Origin of the sequence: Flavobacterium sp. N3904, from assembly GCF_025947305.1 — a bacterium.
GTDB lineage: Bacteria > Bacteroidota > Bacteroidia > Flavobacteriales > Flavobacteriaceae > Flavobacterium.
Genome location: NZ_CP110009.1, coordinates 3,498,402 through 3,511,604, shown reverse-complemented (window position 1 = coordinate 3,511,604; position 13,203 = coordinate 3,498,402). Strand labels below are relative to the sequence as shown.

General features: G+C 33.5%; 5 protein-coding genes. 4 read left to right on the top strand and 1 reads right to left on the bottom strand.

The genetic code is table 11. The annotated features are described in order from the left end of the window. Nucleotides 1-133: 133 nt before the first annotated feature. The gene (locus OLM57_RS14900) at nucleotides 134-994 is read right to left on the bottom strand and encodes a DUF3943 domain-containing protein (protein WP_264564482.1); all 861 of its coding nucleotides are present in this window, start codon (nucleotides 992-994) and stop codon (nucleotides 134-136) included. A 631-nt stretch (nucleotides 995-1,625) separates the two neighbouring features. Between OLM57_RS14900 and OLM57_RS14895 the strand changes: the two genes are divergently transcribed. From OLM57_RS14895 to OLM57_RS14880, 4 genes are all read left to right on the top strand, one after another. After that, complete coding sequence (locus OLM57_RS14895; RefSeq protein ID WP_264564481.1) at nucleotides 1,626-5,807, top strand: two-component regulator propeller domain-containing protein; 4,182 nt, start codon at nucleotides 1,626-1,628, stop codon at nucleotides 5,805-5,807. A gap of 210 nt (nucleotides 5,808-6,017) precedes the next feature. Further along, entirely contained in the window at nucleotides 6,018-9,104 is a 3,087-nt protein-coding gene (locus tag OLM57_RS14890; protein ID WP_264564480.1) for a SusC/RagA family TonB-linked outer membrane protein, read from the top strand. A gap of 10 nt (nucleotides 9,105-9,114) precedes the next feature. Continuing rightward, entirely contained in the window at nucleotides 9,115-10,593 is a 1,479-nt protein-coding gene (locus OLM57_RS14885; RefSeq protein ID WP_264564479.1) for a RagB/SusD family nutrient uptake outer membrane protein, read from the top strand. 130 nt (nucleotides 10,594-10,723) lie between these two features. Further along, nucleotides 10,724-13,180: a hypothetical protein gene (locus OLM57_RS14880; protein WP_264564478.1), complete on the top strand. Its 2,457-nt coding sequence runs from the start codon at nucleotides 10,724-10,726 to the stop codon at nucleotides 13,178-13,180. The last annotated feature ends 23 nt before the right edge of the window (nucleotides 13,181-13,203 follow it).

Genomic DNA, 13,203 nt, shown 5'->3' with positions numbered 1-13,203 from the left:
AATAAATAATTCTATTTGCGATTGTTAAAAAAGAATTTATTTTTTTCTTTATTTAAAACTTTAACATTTTTGTTTATTAATGAAAGAATTGATTTAATAATTTGATATACAGTATCTTGTAAAATCTTATTTATTAAAACTGCATACTAAAATTAAGTCCCCAAACAGTTTTATTTGTTCCTTTATCAAAACCTATAGGAGCTACATTCAGTTGTGTTTTTTGTTTTTCTTTATAGCCAAAACTATCCAATAAAGTATTAAATGGGTCGATAACAAATAAGGTGGTGTATCCTAAAAAACGAGATTTTAATACTCTTCGATCATGCTTTATAATACTTTTTTTAGCATAGAAAAAACATTCGCCTACTGCCGAGCCTATTACAGGAGTTACTATTAAGTCTTGTTTTGAAGGAATTTCGGCAAAAGCTTCGATACCATATTCCCAGAAAAAAGTAGACATAAAGGCCGAATATAAAAAGGATTCAAAAATATTAAAACCACTACTTCGTGCAGTCATATAATAAACCGCACCTGAATAGGGATGGGTCACATAATTTAAAACCCAATCATCTTCGTCCCAAACTGGACCCGCTTTTACATTTTGTTTCCATTTATACGCAAAACCATTTTCTTTCATGGCTTGTTTATCCCAATTGGTTGCACTTTCTGGCATGGCATACAGAATTCCAAATGCGATAACAGTAGCTCCTACGTACATTCCGGTATCATAGGCTAATCTTCTGTAGTCTTTAAATGCTGGAGGATACGCTATTGTATTTTTGTTTGCATGAGTAGTGTCAATTTGCGATAATGAATTGTAGTTAAAACTGTTTAATATATTGTCATTTTTCGGATTGGCATATGCTACTGTATTCTCTAATAGCGGTAGATTGGAACTTTGTTGTGTGGTATTGTTTTCTAATTCTTGCGAAAAAACAGTGTTCCCTGAAAGTAAAATTAAATATGCGTATAAAACGGTTTTAAATGGATTCATTGGAGGAATTAAAGCGGTTAAAAAGTGGGCCAAATACATATTTGGTTTTAATTTATAAATTGGTTTTAGGTCCTATAACTCTTGAATTGCAACTACTTCTAGATTGAATTTGTTCAGTTTTAAAACGGCGCAAATATAAGTAATTAAAAAGAACAATATTGGTGTTTTTTTACTTAAGCATAAATTAATGGTTATTTTTTTCTGGTAATTTCCGTCAAAGTATTTAATTGTTTAAATCTTTGGAATAGACTGTCTTTATGTATAGTAAAGCGGAATTGTAAGTCACGTATGAAATTAAAACCAATGCATTGAGAAGTTGTTTGATTAAATTTATTTTGAATAAGATATCTGTTTTTTGGATTGAAATTGCAAGTAAAGCGAAAGAAGATTATTCGGTTTTGGTATAGCATTGCAAAACCCGATAGTTAACAATTATTTTGAGCTTGCTTTTTTTGTACATTTGATTTCAATTTGCTTAAAAAAACAAACACTTCTTAACAAATCCTACCCCCTTCAAATTTTTGAAATTGAAAAAACATTTCCAAAAGTGAATGTTTAAATAATTATTGATAGTATAGAAATAAAGCTACTGCTAATTTTAAATAACACAAAACTTGTAAAATTTATTAAATTGAAAATTAAAATTGTATTCTTCATCTTTATTTTTGGAGGTTTTATAGCCTGCAATCAAAAAGAAAATCTTTCGTCTCTGAATAAGGAATTTACTAAAAGTACTGAGACTATTAATCATATATCACTTTTAGATTCATCCAAGATTTCTGATTTAAAATATTCGTTGGAGCAATTGGATAATACCAAGGGATTGTCCAATAGTTCTGTTAATACCATTTTTCAGGATTCTGAGAATTTACTTTGGATCGGGACCTGGGATGGATTGAATCGATATGACGGAAATAGTTTCAAGATTTTCAGACCGGAACAGGATAATGAAAATAGTCTTAGTAATCAGGTAATCCTCAAAATAGCCGAAGATAATTCGGGGCAGATTTGGATATTGACAATTCATGGAATTAATCGATACAATAAAAAAACAGATGCATTCCAGCGTTTTTATTTTTCCAGAGAAAACAAACCACCCTTGTCTGAGTCTGAGTTTAATATGGCATTGGATGCTTCCAAAAAAGTATTTTGTGCAGTAAAAGATTGGGGAATCGGTTATTTTGACGGAACTGTTTTTCAATTGCTCAATGTCAAAAATCTTTCTGCCAAAGCGGTCAAAAAAATGGAATTTTCTCCAAACGGAGAATTGTTGGTACTGTTTGAGAACAATGAACTTTATGCTTTATCTGTTAAAACGGTCAATGACGGGAAAAAGATAATTTCAAAAATCAAATTGATTTCAAAAAACATTCACACATTTGAAGTGATTTCCAATAAATATGTCTGTATTGTATCAACTACTGGAAATGCTGTGTTACATTCTTTATCCGACAATAAAAATCAAATCCTGCCGACCCAAAATATTGACAATATTATTGGACATATTCCGGAAGGAATTGTGCTATCGGGTAAATCAGGTTATTTTATTATTGACAGTTACGGCAATATGGTTTCCAAACCCTGGTTGAAATACCTCAAAAGCCAAAAAATAACCACATTAATACAAGGAAGCGAAAATGTGCTTTGGACGGGAACTGATGGAGATGGTTTATTTAAAATATATCCGCTGAAAAAAGCTTTTAATTTAATTTCAAAAGCACAGGTTCCTCAGCTGGACGGTGGAATTATTAGGGCATTTTTGGAAGTGGATGGAAATTCTTTTTGGGTGGGTACAAAAGGGAAAGGACTATTTCGTTTTGCATCAAATTTCTATTTGAATCCCGACAAAGCGATACAATATCAGAACTTTAACGAAAGTAACAGTCCAATTAATAATGCAGTATTTGCTTTATGCGAAGGGCAAGATAATCTTGTTTTTATTGGTACTGATGGTAATGGAGTAACTGTGTTTGACTTAAAAAAATCTAAACTTATTAATTGGTCTGCTATTAAAGGGAATGAAAAATGTGATTATTTTAAGTCTGTCTATTCCATTTTTCAGGATAAAAAAGGATTTATATGGCTTGGTACTAATGGCTATGGAATGATTCGCTGTAAAATTTTGCGTTCAGGAGATCAATTAAAAGTAACCGAAATCAAAAGATACGTTGCGAGTAACAATGCAAAATCACTCAGCAGTAATATTATTTTTTCTATAGTTTCCAGGAATGACCAACAACTTTGGATAGGAACCCGCTTGGGTGGTCTTAATCTTTTTGATAAAGAATCGGGAGAGTTTAGCACCTATAAAAATATTAAGAATGATCCCAAAAGTCTCTCCAATAATGATATTTTGTGTTTGCAGACTGATGCAAACAACCGACTTTGGATAGGAACGAGTTTTGGTTTGAACTTATTGGAAGATTTAAAAACAAATGGGGAAGCTGTGTTTCGAAGTTTTACTGTCAAAGAAGGATTGCCAAATAATACCATTCATGGAATAGTTACCGATAAAAAATCGAATCTATGGATAAGCACCAATTTTGGCTTGTCCAATTTCAATCTTAATGAGTCTAAGTTTATTAATTACACCAAAAACGAAGGTCTTCAGAATAATGAATTTGCAGACGGTGCATTTTATCAAGACCAGAAATCGGATTTTGTTTTTATGGGAGGTATAAAAGGATTTAACTATTTTTTACCTCAAAAAATAATAGAATCTTCTGTAATTCCAGATATTTTAATTGATAAAATTAGTGGTCAAAATCAGCCTATTCCGTATTATCAGGGATTGGTGATAGCTCCAGATTCTAAGACAAATCCTTCTATTGTGTTGGATCATGATCAAAACTTTTTTGACATTGAATTGGCAGCTTTGACTTATGTCAACAGTGAAAAGTGTCAATATGCCTATCAACTGAAGCATTTTGATAAGGAGTGGAACAGCATTAATAATCGAAGAATTATCTCCTTTACAAACGTTCCACAAGGCTATTATTCGTTGTGGATCAAATGGTCCAATAGTGATGGAGTTTGGAGTAAACCTGTTCATGCCATTGATATAAGAGTAAAACCTGTATTTTGGCAATCCAATCTTGCGCTTGTTATTTATATGATACTAACGGCACTTTTTATACTTTTTGTATTAAGCTATTATAAAAAACGTCAGTCATTGAGCCAAAATATTCTCTTCCGAAAAAGAGAAGAAGAACTTCACGAAAACAGGCTTACCTTTTTTACCAATATTGCACATGAATTTCAGACTCCTCTGACTTTGATAGTCGGGCCAGTACAAAAACTAGCAGAAACGGCAAATCTCAGCGAGCGTAATCAAAAGTTCTTGCATATGATTCAACGCAATTCGTCAAGGTTATTGTTTTTGACCCAACAATTATTGGAGTTTCGAAAAGCTGAGTACGATTATCTGGAGATTACGGCAAGAGAGTTTGATCTTGTTAGCTTGGTAGAGCAAATTGCTGAATTGTTTGATGAATGGGCATTGGATAAAATGATTGATTATAAGCTTGATATTCCATCTGCATTGCCGGGTTGGTTTGACAAAGATAAGATTGAAAAAATAGTGTTCAACTTGATGTCAAATGCATTCAAATACACTCCAATAAATGGAAAAATTGATGTTAAGTTTGCGCTTCAGGATAATTCCAAAATCTTGAACATAACTATTGTAAATACAGGAAGCGGAATTCCGAAGGAGAAATTAGACTCGTTATTTGATCGATTTTTTCTGTCGGATACCAATAAAGCTCCAGAGAACGATTTGTTTAGAACCGGTATTGGGTTGGCCTATATTAAAAAACTGGTTTCTGTATTGAGAGGAGAAATTCTGGTTTCGAGTATTGCTAATGAACAGACCACTTTTACCGTTCTGATTCCTTGCAGTGAAGAGTCTTTTACCGAAAAAGAATTGGATGTAGAAGTCAGTCCAATTTTGATTTCCCAACATCTTAAAAATATTCTTGAAGAGATTCCAAACAAGTCTGATGATACGCCGAATAAAATTGTTTCACTTCTGGATATTCAAGACAATCGTAAAACAATTTTGTTAGTGGAGGACGAGAAAGAAATCCATTTGTTCCTAGAAGATTTATTAGGCGAAAAGTATAAAATTATGCCTGCTTATAATGGTTTGGAAGCGATCGAGATTCTTGAAAAGGAGATGCCAGATATTATTATTAGCGATGTAATGATGCCGATGATGGATGGAGTTGAACTTTGTAAAAAAGTCAAGCAGGATATAAAAACCTGTCATATTCCGTTTATAATGCTTACTGCAAAAGATTCGGTTATTCATAGAATTGAAGGACTGGAAAGTGGTGCCAATTCTTATATTCCAAAACCTTTCTATCCAGACCATTTATTAATACGTATACAAAAGCTTCTTGAAGAAAAAGAACTAATACTAAAACATTTTACACAAGATACGCTTTCAGAAAATCTGGCTACACTTCCGATTAACAAGGATGAAAAAGATTTTGTAAAAAAGGTGATTGAATTGATTCGCACTAATATTGATAATGAAAATCTTCAAAGTTTATTAATAGAAAAGGAATTAGGCATTAGTAATTCACAATTGTATCGAAAAATTAAGCAGATTTTTGGTTTTACACCGGCAGATTTAATACGGACTGTGCGATTAAAATATGCTGCGGAACTTCTTCGTAAAAATGTACTTACAGTATCGGAGGTATGTTACCAATCGGGATTTAATAACCGTTCTTATTTTTACCGTGAGTTTAATAAAATGTATAATACAACTCCTAAAAATTATCAATTAAAATACAAAGGAAAGTAATAAATTTAGTTTTAAAATACTGAAAATCAATACTTTTTAAAAAGGTGTACACTTTTGATGAAATAGTGTACACCTTTTTTTGTGTCTACAAGATAAATTTACGAAATCGTTTTTTGATTGTTTAAAAAAATGATTAATGCATTTAATTAACCTAAATTTTATTGACATGAAAAATTTAACTCAGATTAGTAATCAATTTAACACTTCCATATGATGAAGAAAAATTTTATTTATAATTTATTCCTTTTTGGAATATTATTATCAGGGAGCATTATACATGCTCAATCGATAAAAGGTAATGTTTCGGATAATAGTGGCCCACTACCTGGGGTAAATGTTGTTGTAAAAGAAACGGCTGCAAGCGCCATAACTGATTTTGACGGAAACTATACGATTAGCAATGTTAATTCTGACGCCGTTTTGATATTTAGTTTTATTGGCTATCAAACGAAAGAAGTTCCTAGTAATGGGAGCAAAGTTGTTAATGTGGTATTGACAAGTGATTCGCAAAAATTAAATGAAGTAGTTGTGGTTGGGTACACCAGTCAAAAAAAATCTACAATAACGGGTGCCGTTGCACAAGTTAATATGAGTGAACTATCAAAAACAAAAGTTGCCGATGTGGCGCAAGCTTTGCAAGGACAAGTTTCAGGTGTTTCTGTAACCTCAAGTTCGGGTCAGCCAGGAGATGGCCTAGAGATTCGTATAAGAGGAGTAGGGACTCTTGGGAACAACGAAGTTTTGTATGTTGTTGATGGTGTTTCGACTCGAGATATAAATTTTTTGAACCAATCTGATGTAAAATCGATGACTGTTTTGAAAGATGCTGCTGCTACTGCCATTTATGGTTCTCGTGCTGCTGGAGGAGTAATTGTTATTACCACCAAAAATGGAATAAAAGGGAAATCGAATATTAATGCCGAGTATTATACTGGTATAAACTATGCAACAAATCTTCCTAAGCTACTTGATGCGGATCAATATTTAACAGTAGTGGATCGTGCTTGGCACAATACAACTGGCAATGCTGCAAATGCCATAAGCCCATATCAAGCCGCTAAAACTGCAGGATCCGTAAACGGAATACCATTAGCAAATACTGATTGGTTAGACGAATTATTTACGACAGGACAAACGACTAATTTTCAACTTTCGGCCAGTGGAGGTAATGAAACTACACAATATTTGATCTCCGGAGGTTATTTTGGACAAAACGGTATTGTTGAGGGTGACCATGATAAATACCAACGTCTTAATTTTAGAGCTAATATAAATTCTAATTTTTCAGATCGCTTAAAAGTAGGGACAAATATACAGATTACCAATAGCATCAGAGATAAATTAGCTTCTAGCGGCGATGATATGGGAATAATTCGTTATGCTATGTTTAGACCTGCCATTTTTGGTGTTTATAAAGATGTTAATGATCCAACCTATTCTGTAGAAAACCCTTATACTGATTTGCCATTTTATTTAGGCCCTGATAGTGTTAATGGGTGGAGTCATGATTATGACTCTGCATACAACCCAATGGCAGCTGTTAATTTTATAGATAATAAAATCAGTGCCTTTCGAACTTTTGGGAACGTTTATGGAGAGTATAGTTTTTTGAGTGATAAGTCATTGAAATTTAGAAGTAGTTTTGGTGCTGATATTACTTTTGCCCATGATAAAAAATTCAGTCAGAACTTCGGAGATAATGATGGGGGAGACCCTTTATATCCAACTTTGGGAAGGATAAATAGACCCTCTTCTCTTAATGAAAGTATGGGGCAAGATATGACTTTTACCTTTAGCAACACTTTTAATTACGTAAAGACTATCGATGAGAAACACAGTATCAATGCATTACTGGGTACTGAAACCATTACGAATAACAGTGAAAACATAGGTGGGGCTAGACAAAATTATGTTAATACTGAGGATCCGTTTAGATATTTGGATTATGGAGAACTAAATTCAAAAAACTATGCTGGCGGAAGTGCCAGTAGCTGGGCACTAGTTTCTTTCTTTGGATCGATCAATTACGGGTTTGACAATAAATATTTTGCTTCAGGAACTTTAAGAGCCGATGGTTCTTCACGTTTTGGTCCCAATAATAAATGGGGTTATTTCCCTTCGGTTTCTGGAGGTTGGGTAATGTCTAAGGAAAAATTCATGGAAAAGGCAGATTGGATTTCAAACTTGAAACTAAGAGCCAGTTGGGGACAATCTGGGAATCAAGAGATCCCAAACAACGCCTATCAAACACTTGTTACACAAACAGATGGAAATGTTAAAATTATACGTTATGGAAATCCGGATCTAAAATGGGAAACTACTACGCAAACCGATGTTGGTTTGGATTTGAGTATTCTGAAAAACAAGTTGACATTTACTGTAGATTATTTTGACAAAACTACCAATGATATTTTATTAACAGTAGGCTTGCCGGCTGCTACCGTAGGTGTTATCGACCCAACGTATGTCAATGCTGGTATTGTTAATAATAAAGGTTTAGAATTTGCATTTGATTTTCAAAATAACGACCATGCTTTTAAATACGGTATAAATGGAAATGTTTTTACGCTGACCAATAGAGTTAAGGCATTGCAACAATACATCTCTTATCTTGATAATTTACAATCAAATACTCGGACTACTGTTGGACAACCAATAAACTCTTATTATGGTTATGAGTTTGATGGAATCTATCAAAATTTGGCTGAAATCAATACACAATTATATAGTAATACAAACGGAGTAGTCCCTGGCGACATGAAGTTTAAAGATCTAAATAATGATGGTCAAATCAATGCCGATGATAAAACATTTATAGGCAATCCGATTCCAGAAATTTCTTATGGATTATCTTTTAACGGAAGTTATAAAAACTTTGATGTATCCTTCCTTTTTCAAGGAGTTGAAGGGGTAGATCGTTATAATAATTCAAGACAAGTTACCGCCTACAGTATTAAAATGCCTCTTAATTCTAGTGAAATGATTTTGGATGCTTGGAATGGAGAAGGAACGAGTAACACAATTCCGAGAGTAACATTTAACGCTAATGGAGGAGGACAGATGTCTAGCGCTTTTGTTGAAGATGCTTCTTATTTGAGATTGAAAAATTTAGAAATAGGGTATACTTTTGATCCTGAAGTTCTTGGGTCGGCGAATATGAGGATTTATTTATCGGGTCAAAATTTATGGACTGTTACAAAATATACAGGACTAGATCCTGAGTCTACAAGTTTGATTGATATGGGAACCTACCCACAATCTAAGTCCTTCATTTTTGGATTAAAATTAAATTTATAAAAAAGCGATTATGAAATATATATATATATCAACACTCCTAATTGGACTTGTAGCGTTTACAAGTTGTGAAAATCAATTAGAAATAGAGCCTGTAGGTTTAGTAACTGCAGACCAAATAACTGCAACACCTACTATTACTGCGGTAGAGAATTCTGTTAGTTCTTCTTATTTAATGTTGTCTAATACGCTGAACGTAATGGGAACATGGAATTGGGACGATGGACTTGTTTCCAATAATGATATAATCATGCAAGACATTGCATCAGATGATATGCAAAAAAAATGGATTTCCGATTCTGACCAAGCATGGATGGACGAGGTCGATAATTATACTTTTACCTCGACCAACGGAGGGGCTAATGGTATTTGGAAATACAATTATGAAGGAATAAAAAGAACTAATACTGCTTTAGGTTTTCTTTTGAACCCAGAAATTGAAACGATCACAGGAATTTCTACCGACAGAAAAAACCAATTATTAGGTGAAGTCTATTTTTTACGATCATTATATTATTTCTCACTGGTAACTAATTTTGGAGATGTACCTTTAATTTTAGCCCCCGTAAAAACATATCAAGATGCTTTCGATTTAGCGGTTAGAGCACCGAAAGAAACTGTTTGGAGTCAAATTAAAACCGATTTAGAGAAAGCAAAAACACTTTTGCCTAATTCAAAATTCAGTTCTGACACTGAAAAATGGAGAGTTTCTAAAGGCGCTGTAACTGCGCTCTTGGCAAAAACAGCATTATACAATAATGATTGGTCAACGGTAATTACTTTGGCTACGGAATTAGAAAGTACATATAGTTTGAATGACAATTATTTTGATAATTTCAGCAGTCAAAAGGAATACGCTGACAATGAAGTTATTTTTTCTTTTGATCATCAAAGTAATGCTGTTCCTCCAAGAGGAAATGGTCATTGTGCATTAGCTGGATGGGGATTTTTTGCTCCCACTACCGATTTCATGAATTCGTTTGAACCTAATGACCCTAGAAAAGATTATACTGTAAATACAGCAGATCAAAGAGTAAATAAAATATTAGGTAGTATAGATGGCACTAACAAAGGATTTGATGATTCTCCGAGTAACAAAGTGTATATCCGTATGGCCGATGTACTGCTTTGGAAAGCGGAAGCGCTTAATGAGACGGGTGATTATTCGGGTGCAGTAGTCTATATCAATAAAATTAGAACAAGAGCAAGAAACACAATTACTGTAAACGGAACTTTTGCACCAGCAGGAACACTAGCAGACAGACCATTATCTACAAGTAAAACAGAAATAAAAAATTGGTTGATTTCTGAAAGAAGAGCTGAACTTGGTTTTGAAAATCAAAGAATAGCTGATTTGAAAAGATGGGGTATTGCTAAACAAGTAATGACTGCCCATGGGAAAGTATTCCTAGATAAACATATGTTGTATCCAATTCCTCAATCGGAAATTGCTTCATCAGCAGGGTTGTTAACTCAAAATCCTGGTTATTAGGTTTTAACTTAAAATAGTTTAATAACCCCATGCATGGGGTTCCTAACATCGTGCATGGGGTTATATTTGATTTCGGATCAAATGTTAAAAATAAGTATAGATAAAAAAAATAATTAATTCTATAAAAAAAATGAAAGAATACAGTAGGGCTCTTTTTGTTTCACTATTTTGTTTTATAGGAACACTATCGTGGAGTCAAAATATTAATTTAAAAGTTGTAGGTGATAAAGAGCACGGATTTAATGTTGATATTTATAACGGTAGTCAATTGCTTGTTCATAACACCGAAGAGTTTTCGCTTAAAATGGCGAATCTTGATTTAAGTGAGAATGCAACAATAGAAGCATGGAAAGGATCAAGTTATACTGTTGATAAAAATTACATTCAATTAACAAGGGAAACCTACGTATCAGAGTTTGATTTGAATGTATCGATAACTGTAACGTATCAGGTAATTAGTGGTAACGTTGTCAAAAAAACCATTGATTTACTTCAAACAGGGATGCCTACTTTGTATTTTACAATTGAAGAAACTGCAAAGCCTGCTCAAAAACCGTCAAGATATGTGACTTTTGAACACGATAATTTTCCTGGTGGTTTCGTTCACGAAATGTTTCCTGCGGCTGGATTTGTAACTCCCGATAACCAATTGGTTGGATTCTTGATGGATGCTGGATACAAAAATCATTATACACGAACCACCCGTCGTCGTTTTAACGGTCATGGTGGTGGTTTTGTAGGAATGAGAAAATTGCCAGATCCTGCTTTGGTTTCTGTTGCCTCTGTTGAGGAAAGAGCCGGAAATCAAGAGTACATCAAACAAACCTTTGGAGAGATGTACAATTTAGATGCCGGAAAAGAAGTAAAATTAAAAATCAACGATCAATTTAAAAAATTTGGGGAAGTCAAAATTGAAAAGAAAGACAGTATTTTTTCTCTTAATTTTAAAGAAAATAATCGTTCTGGCTTTGAAATTATTGCACCTTTCAAAAATCAAAATATATATACTATTTCTTTTCTTTCGAAAGGAACAGCCGCTGTGTCGCTAAAAATTTTTAGAATTAAAAATGGTAAAAAAACAGTTGAATTAGAAGACGGGGTAAAATATATTGACAAATTCCCTACTAGTGAAAAGGAGTGGACTCTTTTTAAAGGGAGTATTTTGGTGCCTTATATAGAAAATGATAGTGTTTCGTTATTTGTTGGTGCGCAAGATGCCAAAGAATGTGAACTCCAAATAAAAAATTTGCAAATTGTGGCTCATCAACCGCAAAAAGAACCATACGACAAAATGAATATGGGTGAAATAAATACAAAAACAACGTTTGTTTTTGTTGAACCTTGGAAAAATCATCATGATTTTGTAGTCTCTTCCCAAATACGTCTTGCTGAAGCAAAAGGTTTTGAGGGTTCTCCGATTGACAAAATGCTGTATGCCAATTTCAACATGTTGACTTGGATTACGTCTATAGATGATTTTGCCCCTTTCAATGTTCCCAACATGAACTATTCTCCGGATATGTACAATCGAGATTCTTTTTTCTCTATTGTTTCAAGTTATAACAAAGAATTGAACCTTAGTATCTGGAATCAATGGGCAAAAACACAAAATAAAAATGGTGCTATTGCCACCATTATCACTCCTTATATGGGAACGATTGAAGCGAAGGATAATGAAGCAACTATTGAATGGCTTGTTTGGGCTATGATGAATAAAAGACGTTTTGGAGTAGTATTACCAGAAGATAAAATAAAAAAAGCCGTAAATTTCGTTTTAAATGAATTTGATGATGATAAGGATGGTATTTGTAAATCCCATTTTAGCATGAGTCAGGTTGATGTCAGAACTTATGAACCAAAAACGGATAAATTGGCTGTCAATCAAGGAATGCTAGTTATCGCGCTTAGAACAATTAAAGAATTAGGGTTTCCTATTGCAGATGAATATATTGAAAAAGCTGAAAAAGAGTATCGAAATTTTTATGATGTAAAAAGAAAACATCTGTTGTTTGATAAAGATTTTCCGGATATTATCTCCTTGACGGATTTGGAGCCAGAATTCTTTTCTTTATGGCTGTTCAACAAACCCATTTTAACGGACGAGATGGTTATTAATCATTTAAATCAAATGCCAATCCTCAATAAAGTTGCTAATTCTCCGCATCCAGAATATGGTACAACCGCACCAATTTGCATCCGATTAACAAAGGATAAAAAGGGATATGATTATATTAATACAGAGTACCAGCCATTTGACGAATTTGGAAAATCAAATTATGTAGGCGGTGCGAATGATGGCATTTATTACAATGGAGGGAGTTGGTTTCGAGCTGAGTATAGCGCTTATGTTGTGGGAGTAAAACATGGTTGGAAAAAAGCCGAAAAGTTAATGGAAAACAGAGCTTGGGCCGAAATTAATTTAAATCCCGAATGGCCTTACAGCAAAGAATTTATTCCAACAAAGTGGACAACAACCGATTCATGGTGGCCTTCAACACGAGGTTTGTGTTGGAATGTATTTATTCTAATGGCAGATGAGGTAGCAGGAAAAAGAACGGCAAAAATGGATCCGGACTTTAAAAATTAAGATGTTGAAAATTAAGAACTAAA

Excerpts from the sequence above, each read along its gene's own strand:
- OLM57_RS14880 (WP_264564478.1), top strand. The coding sequence starts at position 10,724 with ATGAAAGAATACAGTAGGGCTCTTTTTGTTTCACTATTTTGTTTTATA.
- OLM57_RS14885 (WP_264564479.1), top strand. The coding sequence starts at position 9,115 with ATGAAATATATATATATATCAACACTCCTAATTGGACTTGTAGCGTTT.
- OLM57_RS14900 (WP_264564482.1), bottom strand. The coding sequence starts at position 994 with ATGAATCCATTTAAAACCGTTTTATACGCATATTTAATTTTACTTTCA.
- OLM57_RS14890 (WP_264564480.1), top strand. The coding sequence starts at position 6,018 with ATGATGAAGAAAAATTTTATTTATAATTTATTCCTTTTTGGAATATTA.